At 57.1% G+C, this 21,822-nt stretch carries 14 protein-coding genes; 8 read left to right on the top strand and 6 right to left on the bottom strand.

What is annotated here, in order from left to right; translation table 11 throughout:
* Window positions 1–191 precede the first annotated feature (191 nt).
* Together gntT and gntK are read left to right on the top strand one after the other, a co-directional pair.
* Window positions 192–1,508, top strand: a complete 1,317-nt coding sequence (gene gntT / locus NHG65_RS24450; protein WP_099063479.1) for a gluconate transporter — start codon at window positions 192–194, stop codon at window positions 1,506–1,508.
* A gap of 128 nt (window positions 1,509–1,636) precedes the next feature.
* Window positions 1,637–2,164 (top strand): gluconokinase, encoded by a 528-nt coding sequence (gntK, locus tag NHG65_RS24445; RefSeq protein WP_085119867.1) that lies wholly within the window; start codon window positions 1,637–1,639, stop codon window positions 2,162–2,164.
* Window positions 2,165–2,212: 48 nt separating this feature from the next.
* Here gntK and NHG65_RS24440 read toward each other — a convergent pair whose 3' ends face one another.
* Window positions 2,213–2,806, bottom strand: a complete 594-nt coding sequence (locus NHG65_RS24440; RefSeq protein WP_165366405.1) for a YhgN family NAAT transporter — start codon at window positions 2,804–2,806, stop codon at window positions 2,213–2,215.
* Window positions 2,807–3,045: 239 nt separating this feature from the next.
* On the opposite strand from NHG65_RS24440, the gene asd reads away from it, so the two are divergent.
* From asd to glgP, 6 genes are all read left to right on the top strand, one after another.
* The gene (gene asd, locus NHG65_RS24435) at window positions 3,046–4,149 is read left to right on the top strand and encodes an aspartate-semialdehyde dehydrogenase (protein ID WP_099063480.1); all 1,104 of its coding nucleotides are present in this window, start codon (window positions 3,046–3,048) and stop codon (window positions 4,147–4,149) included.
* 498 nt (window positions 4,150–4,647) lie between these two features.
* Window positions 4,648–6,834 carry a 1,4-alpha-glucan branching protein GlgB gene (gene glgB / locus NHG65_RS24430; protein WP_499182762.1) on the top strand — a complete coding sequence of 729 codons (2,187 nt, stop codon included), beginning with the start codon at window positions 4,648–4,650 and terminating at the stop codon, window positions 6,832–6,834.
* The gene (gene glgX, locus NHG65_RS24425; RefSeq protein ID WP_499182761.1) at window positions 6,831–8,816 is read left to right on the top strand and encodes a glycogen debranching protein GlgX; all 1,986 of its coding nucleotides are present in this window, start codon (window positions 6,831–6,833) and stop codon (window positions 8,814–8,816) included. Before glgB ends, glgX begins: the two co-directional genes overlap by 4 nt.
* A 12-nt stretch (window positions 8,817–8,828) precedes the next feature.
* On the top strand, window positions 8,829–10,106 hold the full coding sequence (gene glgC / locus NHG65_RS24420) for a glucose-1-phosphate adenylyltransferase (RefSeq protein WP_099063483.1): 1,278 nt from the start codon (window positions 8,829–8,831) through the stop codon (window positions 10,104–10,106).
* A gap of 131 nt (window positions 10,107–10,237) precedes the next feature.
* On the top strand, window positions 10,238–11,671 hold the full coding sequence (gene glgA, locus NHG65_RS24415; RefSeq protein WP_499182760.1) for a glycogen synthase GlgA: 1,434 nt from the start codon (window positions 10,238–10,240) through the stop codon (window positions 11,669–11,671).
* Between the two features lie 91 nt (window positions 11,672–11,762).
* Window positions 11,763–14,210, top strand: coding sequence for a glycogen phosphorylase (gene glgP, locus NHG65_RS24410; RefSeq protein WP_112349140.1), 2,448 nt, complete (start codon window positions 11,763–11,765; stop codon window positions 14,208–14,210).
* A 192-nt stretch (window positions 14,211–14,402) separates the two neighbouring features.
* Here the strand turns inward: glgP and glpD are convergent, their stop codons facing one another.
* From glpD to malT, 5 genes are all read right to left on the bottom strand, one after another.
* Window positions 14,403–15,911, bottom strand: coding sequence for a glycerol-3-phosphate dehydrogenase (gene glpD / locus NHG65_RS24405; protein WP_099063486.1), 1,509 nt, complete (start codon window positions 15,909–15,911; stop codon window positions 14,403–14,405).
* A gap of 268 nt (window positions 15,912–16,179) precedes the next feature.
* Window positions 16,180–16,938 (bottom strand): DeoR/GlpR family transcriptional regulator, encoded by a 759-nt coding sequence (locus NHG65_RS24400; RefSeq protein ID WP_020837378.1) that lies wholly within the window; start codon window positions 16,936–16,938, stop codon window positions 16,180–16,182.
* 161 nt (window positions 16,939–17,099) lie between these two features.
* On the bottom strand, window positions 17,100–17,936 hold the full coding sequence (gene glpG / locus NHG65_RS24395; protein ID WP_099063487.1) for a rhomboid family intramembrane serine protease GlpG: 837 nt from the start codon (window positions 17,934–17,936) through the stop codon (window positions 17,100–17,102).
* A 164-nt stretch (window positions 17,937–18,100) separates the two neighbouring features.
* Window positions 18,101–18,427 carry a thiosulfate sulfurtransferase GlpE gene (glpE, locus tag NHG65_RS24390; protein WP_112349138.1) on the bottom strand — a complete coding sequence of 109 codons (327 nt, stop codon included), beginning with the start codon at window positions 18,425–18,427 and terminating at the stop codon, window positions 18,101–18,103.
* Window positions 18,428–19,093: 666 nt separating this feature from the next.
* Complete coding sequence (gene malT, locus NHG65_RS24385) at window positions 19,094–21,808, bottom strand: HTH-type transcriptional regulator MalT (RefSeq protein ID WP_099063489.1); 2,715 nt, start codon at window positions 21,806–21,808, stop codon at window positions 19,094–19,096.
* Window positions 21,809–21,822 lie beyond the last annotated feature (14 nt).

The following is a 21,822-nucleotide window of genomic DNA, read 5'->3' as shown; positions in this document are numbered from 1 at the left end:
CGATCGGGTTGTTACCGGTATCATGATACCGGTAACAATGAGCGAGCGGTGATATTGATCGAGATAGAACCTTTGCCTCAGCACCACCTACAGCTCGTCTTCTAACACCGGGAAGAGCCTAAAAATAAAACAAACGCGCGCTTTACGGCCTATCGTAAAGAGGTCTGCGATAAAAAGGTTGGAGAAAAATTATGCCATTAGTGATTGTTGCAGGCGGCGTAGCGCTGCTGCTGCTGCTGATGATTCGCTTTAAGCTGAACGGCTTTATCTCTCTGATTCTGGTTGCTCTGGCGGTCGGTATCACCCAGGGTATGCCAGTCGATAAAGTGATCGGCTCCATCAAGGCCGGCGTTGGCGGCACGCTGGGCAGCCTGGCGCTGATCATGGGCTTCGGTGCCATGCTCGGCAAGCTGCTGGCGGACTGCGGTGGTGCCCAGCGCATCGCCACTACGCTTATCGAAAAGTTCGGTAAGAAACACATTCAGTGGGCAGTGGTGCTGACCGGTTTTACCGTCGGCTTTGCCCTGTTCTATGAAGTCGGCTTTGTGCTGCTGTTGCCGCTGGTATTCAGTATCGCCGCTTCTGCCCGCGTGCCATTGCTGTATGTCGGTGTGCCGATGGCGGCTGCGCTGTCGGTCACCCACGGTTTCCTGCCGCCGCACCCTGGCCCAACGGCGATTGCCACCATTTTCCATGCCGATATGGGCAAAACCCTGCTGTACGGCACGCTGTTGGCTATTCCAACGGTGATCCTGGCCGGCCCGGTTTACGCTCGCTTCCTGAAAGGCATCGATAAGCCGGTACCGGAAGGCCTGTATAACCCAAAAATCTTCACCGAAGCGGAAATGCCAAGCTTTGGTATCAGCGTTGCGACTTCTCTGGTGCCGGTGATCCTGATGGCGCTGCGTGCAGTAGCCGAAATGGTGCTGCCGAAGGGCCACAGCGTACTGCGCTTTGCCGAGTTCTTCGGTGATCCGGTGATGGCAACGCTGATTGCGGTGCTGATCGCCATCTTTACCTTTGGTCTGAACCGTGGCCGTACCATGGATGAAGTGATGGGGACCATCACCGACTCAATCAAAATTATCGCCATGATGCTGTTGATCATCGGCGGTGGCGGTGCGTTCAAGCAGGTGCTGGTCGACAGTGGCGTAGAGAAATACATTGCCGCGCTGATGGAAGGCAGTAACGTCTCACCAATTCTGATGGCATGGTCGATTGCTGCCGCGCTGCGTCTGGCGTTGGGCTCGGCTACCGTGGCGGCAATCACTGCGGGGGGCATTGTAGCTCCGCTGATCGCCACTACCGGCGTCAGCCCGGAACTGATGGTGATTGCGGTCGGCTCCGGCAGCGTGATTTTCTCTCACGTCAACGACCCGGGTTTCTGGTTGTTCAAGGAGTACTTCAACCTGAGCATCATGGAAACCATCAAGTCCTGGTCGGTGCTGGAAACCATCATTTCAGTCTGTGGTTTGGTGGGCTGTCTGCTGCTGGCGACGGTCGTATAAGACGGTCGTATAAATTTGTTGGGTATAGTGAGGTTTCCGGTGCCCGGGGCGGTATCGGAAACCATTTTGAGTTTGGGGCGCTTTTGATGACGCTGTCAGCGTCATCTGATCCCATAAGGGCATGAGATATGAGTAATCCACAGCACCACGTATTTATTTTGATGGGCGTTTCAGGCAGTGGTAAGTCCGCGGTGGCCAGCGCTGTTGCCCATGAAGCCAGTGCTGCGATGCTGGACGGTGACTACCTGCATCCGCGTGCCAATATTAATAAAATGGCCGCCGGGCATGCGTTGGACGATAACGATCGTGCTCCGTGGTTGGCGGCGTTGAATGACGCCATCTTTGCCATGGAACGCACCAACGACGTTTCTTTGCTGGTGTGTTCGGCGCTTAAAAAAAGCTATCGCGACCGTCTGCGTGAAGGCAATCGCAATCTGCATTTCATCTATCTGAAAGGTGACAAGGCGGTAATTGAAGAGCGTTTGAAGCAGCGCAAGGGCCATTTCTTCAAGCCACAGATGCTGGTTTCCCAATTCGCCACCCTGGAAGAACCGGGTGCGCAGGAGACGGACGTGCAGGCGATCGAGATTGACCAGCCGCTGGACGGCGTGGTGGCAGATACCCTGGCTTATATTCGGCGCGTTGCAGCCCAGTAACCCGGGCTGCCGCGACCTCTTGGCGCCGAACAGGCGCCCGGAGATTCACTACAACTTCATGTAAGCGCGCACACCGTCCAGGAACATCTGGGTAGACAGCATCACCAGAATCAGTCCCATCAGCCTCTCCAGCGCGCTCACGCCTTTGCTACCCAGCAGGCGCAGGAACAGGTTCGACATCAGCAGAATGGCGGCGGAAATCCCCCAGGCAATCAGCAGTGCCACCACCAGATATGAAATCTGGTTTGGATACTGGTGCGAAAGCAGCATCAGCGAGGCCAGAATCGAAGGGCCGGCGACCAACGGGATGGCCAGCGGGACCAGGAAGGGTTCTTCACCGGCGGAAAGCCCGCTACTGTCACCTTCCTGCGAAGGGAAAATCATTTTGATGGCGATCAGGAACAGAATGATCCCACCGGAAATCGACACGGTCTCGGTGCGCAGGTTAAGGAACGCCAGAATTTTCTCACCGGCAAACAAGAAAATCAGCATCAACAGCAGGGCGATCAGCAGTTCGCGGATCAGCACCACCCGGCGGCGGCGTGGCTCCAGGTGCTTGAGTACCGACATAAAAATCGGCAAGTTGCCCAGTGGATCCATGATTAAAAACAGCAATACCGTGACCGAAACCATCTCTATCATCATTACCTCTGAATCTGAAAAACGCGTCGGCCATCCCGACCGCTTAATAACCTATGCCCTATGGCTTTCAAGTTACAGCCAGGCGACCCGTTGGCTCATCTCTCAGGTATATAAGAAGGATTGCTGAGAATCGCTCTCCCATCGAATAAATTCACTTTGCGCCTGCGCCGACATTTTGTAAGGTGGGGAGATATTGCACACAACTTATAGCAGTCATCCTCCAAGGCAGGACAGTCATTATGAAAAACGTTGGTTTCATCGGTTGGCGCGGAATGGTCGGCTCCGTACTCATGCAACGCATGACGGAAGAGCGCGATTTTGACGCCATCCGCCCGGTCTTTTTCTCCACCTCGCAACACGGCTTAGCGGCGCCAAGCTTCGGCGGCCAGCAGGGCACGCTGCAGGATGCCTACGATGTTGATGCACTGAGCGCGCTCGATATTATTATTACCTGCCAGGGCGGCGATTATACCAACGAAATTTACCCGAAGCTGCGTGAAAGCGGCTGGCAGGGGTACTGGATCGACGCCGCTTCTTCTCTGCGTATGCAGGATGACGCGATTATCATCCTGGATCCGGTCAACCGTGCGCTGATCCAGCAGGGCCTGGATAAAGGCATCAAGACCTTTGTCGGCGGCAACTGCACCGTCAGCCTGATGCTGATGTCGTTGGGCGGTCTGTTTGCCAATGATCTGGTGGAGTGGGCGTCTGTGGCGACCTATCAGGCGGCTTCCGGCGGCGGCGCACGACACATGCGTGAACTGCTGACCCAAATGGGCATGCTGCACGCCGACGTGGCGAAAGAGCTGCAGGATCCGGCTTCGGCGATCCTGGACATCGAACGTAAAGTCACTGCGGCCACCCGTAGCGGCAAACTGCCGACCGATAACTTTGGTGTGCCATTGGCCGGCAGCCTGATCCCGTGGATCGACAAGCAGCTCGATAATGGCCAGAGCCGTGAAGAGTGGAAAGGCCAGGCGGAAACCAACAAAATCCTCAACAGCGGCCTGGTGATCCCGGTCGACGGCTTGTGCGTGCGCGTCGGCGCGCTGCGCTGCCATAGTCAGGCGTTTACCCTGAAGTTGAAAAAAGACGTCCCACTGCCGGAAATCGAACAGATGCTGGCGACCCACAATGACTGGGTGCGGGTGATCCCGAACGACCGTGAGCTGACCATGCGTGAACTGACGCCGGCAGCGGTTACCGGGACGCTGAATACGCCGGTCGGTCGCCTACGCAAGCTGAATATGGGGCCGGAATATCTGTCTGCGTTCACCGTAGGTGACCAGTTGCTGTGGGGTGCGGCCGAGCCGCTGCGCCGCATGCTGCGTATCCTGCTGTAAACCTGAACCGTACTTCCCGGGGGCTGAGCTCTTTCAGCCCCCAAAAGCCTTATTTTCTTCCGTTTTCCCCGTTTCGGCGCGTTATGGACTAACTGGCTGCCAACCAGAGAAAGGGCACAGGTCATCAGCACTCCTCCATGCGGGCAGCAGCGCAAAGACGCTGTCAGGCTGGCAGTTTTCTTAATGAAGAATTTTCCTTGGTAATGCGGCAATGTTTTTAACCGACATTAGCTATGCTTAAAGGGCTGGCGGATAAATTTTCACCAGCGCTAAAAATAAGCATAAAGAGCGGAATTCGGGCCGGGAAGGTGAGAATTGATCAATAACCGACCGCAATCACGCTTTAGATACCGAATGAATTGCATGATAACCAAAACGGCTATGGATTAAGCGTTACGTCCTGTGGATCTCAAGGTGCAGCCAACTCAGCTGCAACCTGAAAGGCGATGGGCTACGCGGCCTCTTATAAATCATGCTCTTAATCTTAGGAAGAAGACTATGCCTGTACTTCCCGATCGTGACGTGATTGATCAGCTTTTCTCCGGCAACTCTGCCGACCCCTTTTCCCTGCTGGGTATGCATGCGGCCGATAACGGCCTGCAGGTGCGTGCGCTGTTGCCTGACGCCAGCGAAGTCTGGTTGCTGGAGCAGCAAACCGGCCGCCGCCTGGTGCAGCTTGACTGCGATGATCCGCGCGGTTTTTTCAGCGCGACGGTGCCCCGTCGCAAAACTCCGTTCCGCTATCAATTTGAGGTTCGCTGGCAAGATAGTCAGCAGACTGTCGAAGATCCCTACCGTTTCGGTACCCTGCTGCAGGATATCGACAGTTGGCTGTTGGCCGAAGGCACCCATTTGCGTCCGTATGAGCGGTTGGGCGCCCACCTCACCACGCTGGATGACGTCGAAGGCGTCAGTTTTGCCGTTTGGGCACCGAATGCCCAACGCGTTTCGGTGGTGGGCGAGTTCAACTTCTGGGACGGCCGCCGCCATCCGATGCGCCTGCGGCGTGAAAACGGGATTTGGGAGCTGTTCCTGCCGGGGGTGAAAGCCGGGCAATTGTACAAATACGAAATTATCGACTGCTACGGCAATACCCAGTTGAAGGCCGATCCTTACGCCTTCGAGGCGCAAATGCGGCCGGATACGGCATCGCTGGTAACGCGGCTGCCAGAGGTGGTAGCAAACACCCCGGAACGTCAGCGTGCCAATGATTTTGACCGACCGATGTCGATTTACGAGGTGCACCTTGGTTCGTGGCGACGCCACACCGACGATAATTTCTGGCTCAGCTATGGCGAACTGGCGGAACAGTTAATTGGCTACGTGAAAGACATGGGCTTCACCCATATCGAGCTGCTGCCGATTAACGAGCATCCGTTTGACGGAAGCTGGGGTTATCAGCCGTTAGGACTGTACGCCCCGACCCGGCGCTTCGGCACCCCGGCCGACTTCAAAGATTTTGTCGCGGCGGCGCACCGGGCTGGCATCAACGTGATCCTGGACTGGGTGCCTGGGCATTTCCCCAGCGATGCCTATGGTCTGGCGAATTTCGACGGCACTGCGTTGTATGAATACGCCGACCCGCGTGAAGGCTTCCATCAGGACTGGAATACCCTGATCTACAACTATGGCCGCCATGAGGTGCGTAACTATCTGGCGGGCAACGCCCTTTACTGGCTGGAACGCTATGGCATCGACGCGCTGCGTGTCGATGCGGTGGCCTCGATGATTTACCGCGACTACAGCCGTGCCGACGGTGAATGGGTGCCGAATTACTACGGCGGCAACGAGAATCTGGAGGCCATTGCCTTCCTGCGTTACACCAACCACAGCGTCGGCAAAGAGCGGCCCGGTGCGGTGACGTTGGCGGAAGAATCCACCGATTACCCGGGGGTGACGCTGCCACCGGAGTCCAATGGCCTGGGGTTCCACTACAAATGGAATCTGGGCTGGATGCACGACACGCTCAACTACATGCAATGCGACCCGGTGCACCGCAAGTATCATCACAATCAGATGACCTTCGGCATGCTGTACGCCTACACCGAGAACTTCGTGCTGCCGATTTCCCATGACGAAGTGGTGCACGGCAAGAAATCGATTCTCGACCGCATGCCTGGCGATGCCTGGCAGAAGTTCGCCAATCTGCGTGCCTACTACGGTTTTATGTGGGCGCACCCAGGCAAGAAGCTGCTGTTTATGGGTTGCGAGTTCGCCCAGGGGCGCGAATGGAACTTCGACAGTAGCCTCGACTGGCATCTGCTGGAAGGGCTGGATAACTGGCACCACGGCGTGCAGCGACTGGTGCGCGATCTTAACCATTGCTATCAGCAGCAGGCACCGTTGTATGAGCGTGACTATCGCCCGGACGGTTTTGAGTGGCTGGTGGTGGACGACCACGACAACTCGGTGTTTGCCTTTGCCCGCTATGATGCGCACGGCAATGAGCTGATTGCCGTCAGCAACTTTACCCCGGTGCCGCGCCACCACTATCGCATCGGTATTTCCCGCCCCGGCGAGTACCGGGAAATTCTCAATACCGACTCGCACCACTATCACGGCAGCAATACCGGTAACCAGGGCCGCGTGGTGTCCGAGCAGATAGGCAACCACGGCCGCGAGCATTCGATTAGCGTCACCGTACCGCCGCTGGCGACCATCTACCTGCTGCGGGAGGTGCAATGACTGAGCTGACGTCCGGCATCGCCGCGCCTCTCGGGGCGCATTATGACGGTAACGGCATCAACTTTAGCCTGTATTCCGCCCATGCTACCGGGGTGGAGCTGTGCCTGTTTGACGAACAACAGCGCGAAGAGCGTCTACCGCTGGCGGCGCGCAGCGGTGATGTTTGGCACGGTTATCTGCCGGGCGGTAAACCGGGCCAGCGTTATGGTTTCCGGGTGCATGGCCCGTTTGATCCTGCGCAGGGGCTGCGTTTTAACCCCAATAAGCTGCTGCTGGATCCCGCCGCACGTGCGGTTGAGGGGCCGGTGGCCGATGATCCCTATTTGCATGGCGGTTATGACCAACCGGACACGCAAGACAGCGCGGAGCTGATGCCCAAGTGCGTGGTGATCGACGAAGCCTATGACTGGCAGGATGATTGCCCACCGGCGACGCCGTGGGGCAAAACGGTGATCTACGAAGCGCATGTGCGCGGCCTGACCCTGCAACACCCGGATATCCCGCAGGTGCTGCGTGGCAGTTTCGCCGCGCTGGGTCATCCGGTGATGATCGCCTACTTCAAACGTCTTGGCATTACCGCGCTGGAACTGCTGCCGGTGCAGCAACACAGCTCCGAGCCGCGCTTGCAGCGCCTGGGGTTGATTAACTACTGGGGCTATAACGTGCTGGCGCATTATGCGCCGGATAACCGCTACTCCAGCCTGCGCACCGACATGACGCCGTTGCGTGAATTCCGCGATGCGGTGAAGGCACTGCATAAGGCCGGGATTGAAGTGATCCTCGACGTAGTGTTCAACCACAGCGCCGAACTGGACATGGACGGGCCGACGTTGTCGCTGCGAGGGATCGATAACCCGGGTTATTACTGGCTCACGCCCGAGGGTAGCTACGTGAACGATACCGGCTGCGGCAACACGCTGCGGTTGGATCAGCCACCGGGCGTGGCCTGGGTGATGGATTGCCTGCGTTTCTGGGTGGGGGAATGTCATGTAGACGGCTTCCGCTTTGATCTGGGCAGCGTGCTCGGTCGCACGCCGGCGTTCGATCGTGACGCGCCGCTGTTCCAGGCGATGCTGGCAGACGACCTGCTGTCACGCTGCAAGCTGATCGCCGAACCCTGGGATATTGGCCCCGGTGGCTATCAGGTGGGGGAGTTTCCCGGTCGTTTTGCCGAGTGGAACGACCATTACCGGGACGATATGCGCCGCTTCTGGCTGCAGGGCGATATCTCGCTGGGACAGTTCGCCCAACGTTTTGCCGCCTCCAGCGACCTGTTCAACCAACGCGGGCGTGCGCCGTACGCCAGCATCAATATGCTGACTGCTCATGACGGCTTTACCCTGCAGGATCTGGTCAGTTTTAACCGCAAGCACAACCAACTGAACGGTGAAGGTAACCGTGACGGCAGCGACCGTAACTTTAGCAATAACCACGGTGTTGAAGGCCCGATTGCCGACGACGCCATTGTGCAACGCCGTAGGGCCAGCCGGCAGGTGCTGCTTGCTACGCTGTTGCTGTCCCAGGGTACGCCGATGCTGCTGGCCGGCGATGAGCATGGACACAGCCAGCAGGGCAACAACAATGCCTATTGTCAGGACAACGCTATCACCTGGCTCGATTGGGCCACGGCGGATGACTCACTCACCGCTTACACCGCCGCACTGATCCACCTGCGCCAACAAATTCCCGCCCTGCAGCATGACCGCTGGTGGCTGGAGGGCGACGGTAACGTGCAGTGGCTGAACGTGCAGGGGCAACCCCCCAGTGCGCAACAGTGGGAGCAGGGTGCACTGCAATTGCAGATCCTCCTGTCGCAACGCTGGCTGGTGGTGGTGAATGCCACGCAGCAGGCGGTGGAGATGACGTTGCCCACCGGCGATTGGCAGCTTGTCGCCCCCTTTACTCAGGAAGATTCGCGGGCGGTTTTACCCGCCTGGAACCAGGCTGCGCACTCGATTTGCGTGCTGGTAAAGAAAAAATAAAAGGAGTCAGCTATGGTTAGGTTTGAAAATAAAGACCCCCTGATGTTGGCACGCCAACTGCCGATTAAGTCCGTCGCCCTGATTTTGGCCGGTGGCCGCGGTTCGCGTTTGAAAGATTTAACCTCAACCCGTGCCAAGCCGGCCGTCCACTTTGGCGGTAAATTCCGCATCATTGATTTTGCCCTGTCGAACTGTCTGAACTCGGGGATCCGCCGTATCGGTGTGATCACCCAATATCAGTCTCATACCCTGGTGCAGCATATTCAGCGTGGCTGGTCGTTCCTCAACGAAGAGATGAACGAATTTGTCGATCTGCTGCCGGCCCAGCAACGCCTCAGTACCGAACACTGGTACAAGGGCACGGCGGATGCGGTGTACCAGAACCTGGACATCATTCGCCGCTATGAGGCCGAATACGTAGTGATCCTGGCGGGCGATCATATCTACAAGATGGATTACTCGCGCATGCTGATCGACCACGTGGAAAAGGGGGCGCAGTGTACCGTTGCCTGCTTGCCGGTAGCGCGTGATGAGGCCAGCGAGTTTGGCGTGATGGAAGTGGACGAGAACGATCTGATCCTTGAGTTCCTGGAAAAACCCAGCAATCCACCGCCGATGCCGGGCAACCCGGAGATGTCGCTGGCCAGCATGGGGATCTACATCTTTAACGCCGACTACCTGTTCAAACTATTGGAAGAGGACATGTCGACGCCGGGTTCAACTCATGACTTCGGCAAGGATCTGATCCCGAAAATCACCGCGCAGAAAGCGGCCTGGGCGCATCCGTTCACGCTGTCCTGTGTGACCTCCAACCCCGAGCTGCCGCCGTATTGGCGCGACGTGGGGACGCTGGAAGCTTACTGGCGTGCCAACCTCGATCTGGCTTCGGTGACGCCGGAGCTGGATATGTATGACCGCGCCTGGCCGATCCGTACCCATATGGAGCCGCTGCCGCCGGCCAAGTTCGTACAGGACCGCTCCGGCAGCCACGGCATGACCATGAACTCGTTGGTGTCCGGCGGCTGTATTGTCTCCGGTTCGGTAGTGGTGCATTCGGTGCTGTTCCCAAGGGTACGGGTGAACTCGTTCTGTACCATCGACTCTACTGTATTGCTGCCGGACGTTAACGTCGGCCGCTCCTGCCGCCTGCGACGCTGCATCATCGACCGCGCCTGCCATATCCCCGAGGGCATGGTGATTGGCGAAAACGCCGATGAGGACAGCAAACGCTTTTATCGTTCGGAAGGCGGCATTGTGTTGGTCACGCGCGAAATGTTGTCAAAGTTGTGAGTTAAGGTATCCGGCAGAAAGATAGCCTGCCGCCATATAAACGGACTGACTGATGGCTTGCACAACGCGGGATTAACAACAGCGGCAAGCCTGCTTTTCCAGAGTTAATTTGCCGATTCTCAGGAGTGATAATGCAGGTTTTACACGTATGTTCTGAAATGTTCCCCCTGCTGAAAACCGGGGGGCTCGCAGACGTGGTTGGCGCATTACCGGCAGCTCAGATCGCCGAAGGCGGCGATGTTCGGGTGCTATTGCCCGCTTTTCCTGACGTGCGCAACGGCATACCGGACTCTGTGCTGGTGGCGGAAATCGATTCGTTCGCCGGCCGGGTGGGTCTGCGCTACGGTACCTATCACGGCGTGGGCATCTACCTGATCGACGCCCCCTGGTTGTACGATCGACCGGGTAGCCCGTACCACGACCAGTCGATGAATGCCTATTCCGATAACCACCGACGCTTTGCCCTGCTGGGCTGGATGGCCTGTGAGCTGGCCAAGGGGCTGGATCGCTACTGGCGACCGCAGGTGGTGCACGCCCATGACTGGCATGCCGGGCTGGCCTGCGCCTATCTGGCGGCCAATGGTCATCCGGCACGATCCATTTTTACCGTGCATAATCTGGCCTATCAGGGATTGTTCTCCCCCCATCACGTGGCGGAACTGTGGTTGCCGCCGTCGTTCTACAACATTTATGGCCTGGAGTTTCACGGTCAGATGTCATTCCTGAAAGCCGGTTTGTTCTACGCCGACCATATCACCGCCGTCAGCCCGACCTATGCGCGTGAGATCACCCGGCCGGAGTTTGGCTACGGCATGGAAGGGCTATTGCAGGAACGCCAGCGACAGGGGCGGTTGAGCGGCATTCTTAACGGGGTGGATGACAAAATTTGGGATCCGTCCCACGATCCGCGCCTGACCGCCCGTTATGACGCGGACGATCTGAAGAGCAAGGCCAAGAACAAGCTGCACCTGCAAAAAGCCATGGGGCTGAAGGTCGATGAGTCGCTGCCGGTGTTTGCGGTAGTCAGCCGTCTGACCCACCAGAAAGGTCTGGATTTGGTGCTGGAAGCGCTGCCGGCGCTGCTGGAGCAGGGCGGCCAACTGGCGCTGCTAGGGGCCGGCGATGCGGTGCTACAGCAGGCGTTTCTGGCCGCGGCTGCCGACTATCCGGAACAGGTTGGCGTGCAGATTGGTTACCACGAGGCTTTCTCCCACCGCATTATCGGCGGGGCGGATGTGATTATGGTACCGAGCCGCTTTGAACCCTGCGGGCTGACCCAACTTTATGGCCTGAAATACGGCACGCTGCCGCTGGTACGCCGCACCGGTGGGTTGGCGGACACGGTGGTGGACTGCGCGCTGGAGAATCTGGCCGACGGCAGCGCCAGCGGATTTGTCTTTGATGATTGTGACGCCGCCGCACTGAGTAACGCCATCCGGCGTGCCATGGTGCTGTGGAGCAGACCTAAGCATTGGCGTCACGTCCAGCGCCACGCCATGAACGTGGATTTTGGCTGGCAAGTCGCGGCACAGGAATATCTGTCGCTTTATCAACGCTTATCGTAACTATTGTTATGCCCTATGAATTTCAAGCTGCAGGTAACAAGGCTGCGGCTTGAAAGGCGACGGGCAATCACGCACTTGGGATCGAAAAACTATGACGTTACCGATTAGTTACACCTCACCCACGGTCAGTGTTGAAGCGCTGAAACACTCCATCGCCTATAAATTGATGTTTATTGTCGGCAAGGACCCGGCTATCGCTACCGAGCATGACTGGCTGAACGCCGTGCTGTTTGCGGTACGCGACCGTATGGTGGAGCGCTGGCTGCGTTCTAACCGTGCGCAACTTTCACAGGATGTGCGCCAGGTATATTACCTGTCGATGGAGTTCCTGATCGGTCGTACGCTGTCCAACGCCTTACTGTCGATGGGTATTTATCAGGATATCGACGACGCGTTGAATGAGATGGGCATGAACCTGGCTGAGTTGCTGGAGGAAGAGAACGATCCAGGGTTGGGTAACGGCGGCCTGGGGCGACTGGCCGCCTGTTTCCTTGATTCGCTGGCGACGCTGGCGCTGCCGGGACGTGGCTACGGCATTCGCTACGAATACGGCATGTTCAAACAAAATATCGTCAACGGTCAGCAGATGGAGTCACCAGACTACTGGCTGGAATATGGCAACCCGTGGGAGTTCCCGCGCCACAACACCCGTTATAAGGTGCGTTTTGGCGGACGTATCCAACAGGAAGGCGCCAAGGCGCGCTGGGTAGAAACCGAAGAGATCATTGCCACCGCTTACGATCAGGTGATCCCTGGTTTTGATACCGACGCCACCAACACGCTGCGGTTGTGGAGCGCCCAGGCCAGTAATGAGATCAACCTGGGCAAATTCAACCAAGGCGATTACTTTGCGGCCGTTGAGGATAAAAACCACTCTGAAAACGTTTCGCGCGTGCTGTACCCGGATGACTCAACCTCTTCCGGGCGCGAACTTCGCCTGCGGCAGGAGTATTTCCTGGTGTCGGCCACGGTGCAGGATATCCTCAACCGCCACTGGACGATGCATAAGACCTTCGACAACCTGGTGGACAAGATTGCCATTCACCTGAATGACACCCACCCGGTGCTGTCGATCCCGGAACTGATGCACCGCTTAATCGACGAGCATAAATTCAGCTGGCTGGATGCCTGGGCGGTGGTGGAACAGGTGTTCTCCTACACCAACCACACGCTGATGAGCGAAGCGTTGGAAACCTGGCCGCTGGATATGATCGGTCGGATCCTGCCGCGTCACCTGCAGCTGATTTTCGAGATCAACGATCACTTCCTCAAGCACGTACAAGAGGTCGCGCCGGGCGATAACGATCTGCTGGCGCGAGTGTCGATCATTGATGAAACCAATGGCCGTCGGGTGCGCATGGCCTGGCTGGCAGTGGTAGCCAGCCACAAGGTTAATGGCGTTTCCGCGCTGCATTCCGAGCTGATGGTGCAATCGCTGTTTGCCGATTTCGCCCATATTTACCCCGATCGCTTCTGCAATAAAACCAACGGGGTGACGCCGCGCCGCTGGCTGGGGCTGGCTAACCGGCCGCTCTCCGCCGTGCTGGATGACAGCATCGGACAGACCTGGCGCACCGATCTCAGTCAACTGAGCGAGATCAAGGCCAATGTCGATTACCCGAGCTTCTTGCAGGCGGTGCAGGCCGCCAAACGGCAGAACAAGGAGCGACTGGCTACCTACATCGCCAAAACGCTGAATGTGGTGGTCAACCCGGACGCGCTGTTCGACGTACAGATCAAGCGTATCCACGAGTACAAACGGCAGTTGCTCAACGTACTGCACGTGATCACGCTGTATAACCGGCTGCTGCAGGATCCGGAAACCGAGCGGGTGCCAAGGGTGGTGATCTTTGCCGGCAAGGCGGCCTCGGCCTATTACGCCGCCAAGCAGATCATCCGCTTGATCAACGATGTCGCCAAGGTGATCAACAACGATCCGCGAGTGCATACGCAACTGAAAGTGGTGTTTATCCCGAACTACGGTGTCAGTCTGGCGCAGATGATCATTCCGGCGGCGGATCTTTCCGAGCAGATCTCACTGGCGGGCACCGAGGCGTCCGGCACCAGTAACATGAAGTTTGCTCTTAACGGTGCGCTGACCATCGGCACGCTGGACGGTGCCAACGTCGAGATGCTGGAGCACGTGGGGGAGGAGAACATCTTTATCTTCGGTAATACCGCCGAGCAGGTAGAAGAGCTGCGACGCAACGGTTACAACCCGCATCTTTACTATGAGCAGGATCCCGAGTTGCATCAGGCGCTGACCCAGATCGCCACCGGGGTTTTCAGTCCTGAGGAGCCAAAACGCTACAGCAACCTGTTTGATTCACTGGTTAACCTGGGCGATCACTACCAACTGCTGGCGGATTACCGCAGCTATGTGGATACGCAGGACAAGGTGGATGAGGTGTACCGTAATCAGGATGACTGGACGCGGCGGGCAATATTGAATATCGCCAACATGGGGTACTTCTCTTCCGACCGCACCATTCAGGAGTATGCGGACGAAATCTGGCACATCAAACCTATCAAGCTGTAAATGCAAAAGGGCCGGATATCCGGCCCTCAGGTTGTTAACAAAGTTCTCTGTAGTTAAAAGCCCCGATGCAGGGCTAATAAAAACAAAGGATTCTGTCTTCTAGGTTTACCCCAAACATCCGAAAACCACGTTTTTCGGGTGTTTGTCATCAGGTTAAGGGCCGGATATCCGGCCCTTTTTACGTTTGGCGAGTTACGATGCCAGAGACAAGGTCTTCGCTTTCACGTGTTCTGCCAGCCAGGTTTTCACCCGTGCCTGCTGCGCTTCGTCCAACCACATGCCCAGCTTGGTACGGCGCCAAATCGCGTCATCCAACTCCACTACCCACTCTTTGTCGATCAGGTAGCGCAACTCGGCTTCATGCAGGCCATGACCGAAATCTTCGCCCAGGTCGCTGAGGCTATTGGCATTGGCCAGGATCAGCTCGCTGTGGCTGCCGTAGGTGCGTGCAAAGCGGCGTGCCAGGGACTCCGGCAACCAACTGTGCTCACGGCGCAGTTTTGCGGCGTAGCTGTCGCGATCGCCACCGATGTCGCCACCTGGCAGCGAACCGTTTTTGGTCCACGCCGGGCCGCAGCCAGGGTAGTAGTGCGCCAGTTTTTCCATCGCATGCTCAGCCAGCTTGCGGTAGGTGGTCAGCTTGCCGCCGAACACTGACAGCAGCGGCGCTTTGCCCTGTTCGTCATGCACGTCCAGCGTGTAGTCACGGGTTACCGCCTGCGGTGAGTCTGACTCATCGTCGCACAGCGGACGCACACCAGAGTAAGTCCAGACGATATCGTCGCGGCCCAACTGCTTCTTGAAGTGATCGTTATACACTTTCAGCAGGTAGTTGATTTCGTTATCGTCGATCTTCACGTCTTTCGGATCGCCGTGATACTCCACGTCGGTGGTGCCGATGATCGAGAATTCGTCATTCCATGGGATCACGAAGACGATACGGTGATCTTCGTTCTGCAGAATATAGGATTGCGGCTGATCGTGTGCTCGCGGCACCACGATGTGGCTGCCCTTGATCAGGCGAATACCATAAGGAGATTTCAGCTTCAGGCCGTCGTCGAAGAAATGTTTCACCCACGGGCCAGTAGCGTTCACCAGGCCCTTGGCGCGCCAGGTAAAGGTTTTGCCGCTGTCGACGTCGACCGCTTCCACCATCCACAGGCCGTTTTCACGCCATGCGCGGGTCACTTTGGTGCGGGTGCGCACTTCGCCACCGCGTTTCTCTACTTCCTGAGCGTTCAGTACCACCAGGCGAGCATCGTCGACCCAGCAGTCAGAATATTCGAAACCGCGCTTTAACTCAGGCTTCAGCACCGATTCTGGTCCAAAGCGCAAGCCCTTGCTGCCAGGCAGGCTGGTGCGTTTGCCCAGGTGATCGTACAGGAACAGGCCGATACGGATCATCCAGGCCGGGCGCAGGTGCGGCTGATGCGGCAGGCGGAAGCGCATAGGGAAGGCAATGTGTGGTGCCAGTCTCAGCAGCACTTCACGTTCGGCCAGCGCTTCGCTCACCAGACGGAATTCGTAGTGTTCCAGGTAGCGCAGGCCACCGTGGATCAGTTTGGAACTGGCGGAAGACGTAGCACAGGCCAAGTCTTGCGCTTCCAGTAGCAGAACGGACAGCCCGCGCCCGGCAGCATCGGCCGCGATGCCGGCACCGTTGATGCCGCCACCGATAACGATCAAGTCTTTGGTTTCCACGTCAACTTCCTCCAGATGTTCGAAATAGCTCTTTCATGTTCGTTTTCGCTCATGATTGTAATCAAAAACCAACAAACAAGCCAAGACTTAACCAAACAAAAACATTTAGGCGTGATAGAGGTAACAGTTTGATGATAGTAGTTATACAAAGAGAAGGGATATTGGCGTCAGGAATTGCGGGGTTCAGCAGGCTGAACCCCATGATAAAATGGCAGGCATGAAGGGCGCAATGGGCGGCGCCATTGGGTTTAACAGCGGTGGGAAAGACTTAGCAAAGCTCGAGCTGTACGTCGTATTGTTCGATGATTTTCATCACGCTCGGTGGCGGCAGTTGGTCGGTAAACAGGTAATCGATCAGGTTCATATTACCGAGGTTTACCATCGCGTTGCGGCCGAATTTGGAATGGTCGGTAACCAGCATCACACAGCGTGAGTTTTCGATAATTGCGCGTTTGGTGCGCACTTCGTGATAGTCGAATTCGAGCAGCGAACCATCCATATCGATGCCGCTGATGCCCAGAATGCCGTAATCGAGGCGGAACTGGGAGATAAAGTCCAGTGTGGCCTCACCCATGATACCGCCATCGCGGGTGCGGACTTCACCGCCGGCCAGGATCAGACGAAAGTCTTCTTTGGCGGTCAGCAGGGTGGCGACGTTCAGGTTATTGGTCACCACGCGCAGGTTCTTGTGGTTCATCAGCGCATGGGCTACCGCTTCCGGTGTGGTACCGATATCGATAAACAGCGTGGCCCCGTCCGGGATCTGGCTGGCGACACGTTGGGCGATACGCGCTTTCTGTTCCGACCACATCACTTTACGATCGTTGTATGCGGCGTTGACCGAACTGGAAGGCAAGGCTGCCCCACCATGGTGGCGTTGGATTTTGTTCTGATCGGCCAGGTCATTCAAATCACGGCGAATCGTTTGCGGACTAACGTCAAAATGTTCGACCAGTTCTTCCGTACTGACATAACCCTGCAGGCGCACCAGCTCGATAATAGCGTCATGACGCTGTGTTTGCTTCACGGTAATCCCCTATACCCTAAATAATTCGAGCCGTATCGCGGCGGTAAGTCCGTGAATCCCCAGGAGCATAGCGAACTATGTGACTGGGGTGAATGGACGCAACCAACAAAGATGCAGCTTGAAGTATGACGGTTATAAAACGCCTGGCTTGTACCTGGCTGTTATTGTTCGTTGTGCGCGCGATGACGCGTGTCCCAAAATGCCATCAATAACCCTAACACTAAACCGGCCACGTGTGCCGCGTTAGCGATCGACATTCCTAAAATATCGAAATATCCCGCTACCAGCCACAGAACTGAAAACACCATCAGGCCGCGCGGCAGCATCAGGCCGCGTTCCGGCGCTCTTTCACCGCTGAGCCAGCAGTAACCCATCAGCGCGTAGACCACGCCTGACAGGCCGCCGAACAGGGCACCGCTAAATAGTGACTGCGCCCAGCCGCTGAAGAAGGCCGAGACCACCGCCAGCACGAACAGTTTGCCGGCGCCGAGGCGTTTTTCCAGCGGGCCGCCGAGATACCACCACCACAGCAGGTTAAAGGTGATATGCAGCAGGGAGAAATGCAGGAAAGCGTGGCTGACCCAGCGCCACAGCTGCAGGTACTGGCTGCTGTTTTGCGGCCAGGAGAGCCAGTACATCACCGTGTCGTCGCCCAGCGCCTGCATCAGGATATAGACCGCAATGCACAGCACCATCACGCCCAGCGTCAGCGGCCCGGCTTTGCTGCGCAGGGTTTGCAGGTAGGAAAAGCCCTGGTAGTGCAGATCGGCGTCGGTATTACCGGCCTGCCAGCTGGCGGCGCGATAGCGACTGTTGAGCGGGTCGATCAGGAACTGCTGCAGCTCGTGTTGCACCTGCTCCAGATGACGGTCGTCTGCCAGCCAGATTTCCGCCGTCTCGCCGGTATTGTGCACCTTAAGCTCAATGCCCTGTGTCGTCATGTAGTCGACAAAGGCCTGCGCCAGGCGGGGATTGGATACGGCGATTACTCTAACCATTGCTCTTCCGTCTAAGTGAATGATTTTAGCCGCCGGTGACCCGACGGCGTTGACGGCCGATTATACCGTCGAAATCCTGAGCGCAGGCAAAGGATCTGCGAAAAACCAGTAAAAACACTCACTAACGGCACGAGAAAGGAACCCGCCGCAGGGACGGGAAAGGATTATACGGAGGTTTCAACGTCCTGCGGGTACTGACGCGCCCAGGCCTCAAAGCCGCCGTCGATGCTGTACACCGCGTCAAACCCCTGATGCAGCAGGTATTGCGCCGCGCTGCGGCTGCTGTTGCCGTGGTAGCACATCACCATCACCGGTCGCTCAAAGTCATTCTGCTGCATAAAAGTTTGCAGGCTGGCGTTGGTAAGGTGAAAAGCGCCCGGCGTGTGCCCGGCTTCAAAACTCTGTGGATCGCGGATATCGACCAGGGCGGCACTGCCGTCTTTCCAACGGCTGTATGCCTGCTCAACGTTGATCGCTTCAAACTGTTCCATGACTTCCGACTGCCTCGTAATTAGTAATGTCGCTATTGTAACCAACTCCGAGGCAATTAAGACCAGAGCAATACTATGGTTTTTAGGCGGCGTATCGGCTTCATACCTTAAACTGCATTTTTAAAGTTTATCCTGCGGGCTGACAGCCATGTTCTTAGGGACAGAAACAAAAAAACCGCCGAGATGGCGGTTTCTTTGTGCTAGTCCGGTAAGCGGCCATTCCAGCAGGTTTGATACTGATGTAGCGCAAGCACGATCCGGTGTTCATATTTTGTTCTGCTTAACATGCAGTGTCAAGTGTCAGGCCAGCATAAAAGGCATATAGTGTTTGTGGGCTTTTCCGCCACCTTAAGCAAGTGGGCATCGGTTTTGGGGAAAGGATTCCAATAGCCGTAAATGCAAGCACGGTTCGGTGCTTGCTTTTCACGGTGGTATCACCGGTGGTGCTGACGTGAAGCGGTTTGAGCATGGACCGCACAATGAAACGATACTTTTGTGTTGTGCTCGTTGTATCTGGTGTGATGTTGTCGACTGGAAAGGGAAGTTGGAATCTCTCCGACAACGTTATTTCGGTAACAATCTATCACCAGAGCAAGTAAGCCAGATGGCCGCTTTGCGGCCATCTTTTACCTCAACACTTCTTCCACTCGCTGTTGAAGTGCTCTTTTAAGCGCCGTAGCCCATCATCTTCAGCAATTGCTGAGCCTGCTGTACCGCTTCCTGTCGGTGGGCGACGCCCAGCTTCTGGTACAGGTTGCGGATGTGGGTTTTGATGGTGGTGGCCGCCACTGCCAGTTCACCGGCAATCTGGTCGTTGCTGTAACCGGAGTAAATCAGCCCCAGCACCTGCCATTCGCGCTGTGTCAGCGGGCTGGTGCGGATCAGTTCCGGTACCTGCGGGTGCGTTAACAGCTTATCGACGAAGTTCTCGTCAAAATGCGCGAACTTATGCCGATGATGTTGGTTGATGTCGCGCAGAATACGTTGGGCGCGGTGGTTTTCCAGCTCCGGCAGCGTATTGAGCTGGATCAGTTGGCGCAACTGCTGCGCCATCGCTTCGCCTTCAATGACAAAGTGGCTGATAAATCCGGTGCGGCTGGCCAGTGACAGTGCCTCCATCAATACCTTTTGCGCGTCGCTTTTGCGTTCCATCTGCCAGTAAAGTTGGTTACTGAGCAGCAGGTTACGGTTCAGATCGCTGACCAGTCGCAGGCGGCGGGCGTTTTCGTTGAGTTCGTCCAACACCACCCCGGCCTCTTCATACTGGCCCAGCATGATTTGCACCCGGGCAATGTTGCGCCACTGGCCCTGCATAAAGTGGTTGTCCGCCATGCCGGGTTTTTCGGTCTGACGCAACCATTGGGCCGCCGCCGCGGTATCACCGGTCATCTGCCAGTGGATCACCCGCGGTTTATCGGCGTTGGTTAGCCAGTCACGGTGGTACTGGGTGCCGTGCAACAGCACTTCGCAACGTTGCATGTGCGCATTGGCGTTATCCAAATCGCCACGCGCCAGCGAACATTTGGCCAGCATGGCGATGCATTGCAACTGCTGCTGAGGCTGGTAGTTGGCCAGGATTTTCAGGCCCTCGCGGGCCGCATCTTCCGCTTCGTCCAGCCGCGACCATGACCACAGGATCTGCGAACGGATGCGCAGCAGGAACTCATGCATCGGCAACTGTTCCAGATGCTGTTCACGCACCAACTCAAAAGCTTTGTCCTGTGTTTCGTAGGCGGCCTGCAGGAAACCCTGTGCAATCAGAATTTCGCTCTGCTGCAACAGCGCCCACAGCGCATAGTGGTATGCCTGATGACGCCGGGCCATTTGCTCGGTTTGCTGCATCATCGGCAGCGCCCGGGCCAGTTCGCCCTTGCAGTGATGGACTTCGCCGGTCACCGAAGTGGCGACAATACGGCTGTAATAGCTGGAAAGTGGCAGGAACTTCAGCGCTTCGGTGGCCAGGCGCTCGGCTTCTTCCGGTTTACCGGCGTTGATCGCCACCTGGGCGCGCAGGGCGTCAAATTCGGCCTGCAAGGTGCGGTCAACCTCAATTTTTTGCTCGCGCATCGCCTGTTCGGCCCGCTCCAGCAGGGTGTTCACTTCGCTGTAGCGGTGTTGACTCTGTGCCAGCCAGGCCTGCAGCAGTGCCAGCTTGGGATTTTGAATCAGCCGTTCATAGGGGAGTGCATTCAGACACTCTTCCAGCAGGGCCAATTCGCTGTGATGGAACAGTGACCAGGCGTGCTGCAGCAGGATATCTCGCAGCATGCTGACGTCACTGGCCGCCAGTGCGTGGTGAATCGCCTCTGCCGGGTAACCCAATGCCAGCCAGCCTTCGGCGGCGGCACGGTGTAAGCCGGGCAGTTCCAGGGCCAGCTCCCATTGGCAGCGTTGACGCAGGAAAGTGGCGAACAGCGGGTGGAAGCAGAACCACTCGCCACTGTCGTCCATGCGATGGATAAACAACCCCTGGCGCTCCAGCTCTTCCAGCCGTTGCTGGCCATTGTCTTCGCCGGTCAGGCGTACGATCAGCGCATCGTTCATGGAGCGCAGTACCGAACAGCGCAGCAGGAAGGCACGTGCCTCGGCGTCGACGTGATCCAGCACTTCGTCCACCAGATAATCCGACAGGTGGCTGGCGTTCAGCCCGGCCAGGCGTTTGGCCGACTGTTGGGCGGAAGAGGTAGACTGCCGGGCAGACAGGGCGATCAGCTGCAGCGCGGTGGCCCAACCTTCGACCTCATCGCACAGGCGGCTGCTGTCTTGTTGCTCCATTGGTGCGACCAGGCGGCAGTCGAAGAACTGTTTGGCTTCCTGATGGGTAAACGCCAGTTGTTGCGTGCCCATTTCCAGTAACTGGTCGCGCACGCGTAAATTGGCGATACCCAGCGGGGGCAGGGTACGGGACAGCAGGATCAGCGTCAGATTTTCCGGCTGGTGACGCAGGAAAAAGCGCATGGCTTCGTGAATGACATCATTGGTGATCAGGTGGTAGTCATCAATCACCAGGTACAGCGGCTGGTGCCAGTCAGACAGTTCGATAAACAACTGGGCAAACAGCGCCGACAGGCTGGCGTACTGATGCTTTTGGCTCAGCGCTTCGCTCTTCACGCAGTGGCCGCCGCTGGCGAGTTGCAAGGCGGCGATCAAATAGCTGGCGAAACGCTCGGGCTGGTTGTCGCTCTCATCCAGCGAGTACCAGCCTAAGTCTGATTTGCCGGCCGCCCACTGTGCGACCAGCGTCGTTTTTCCGTATCCCGCAGGGCAATTGACCAATGTCAGACGATAGTTGGCCGCGCTGGCCAATTTGGCCAACAGGCGATCGCGGATCACGGTATTTTGCAGCCGTACCGGGCGGCTCAGTTTTGATGGGATCAGCATAGTATTCCAGAGTG

The sequence above is a fragment of the Serratia myotis genome, from assembly GCF_027474885.1.
GTDB lineage: Bacteria > Pseudomonadota > Gammaproteobacteria > Enterobacterales > Enterobacteriaceae > Serratia > Serratia proteamaculans.
Note: the sequence above shows the minus strand (reverse complement) of the source record. Positions and strands in the feature narration are given on the sequence as shown.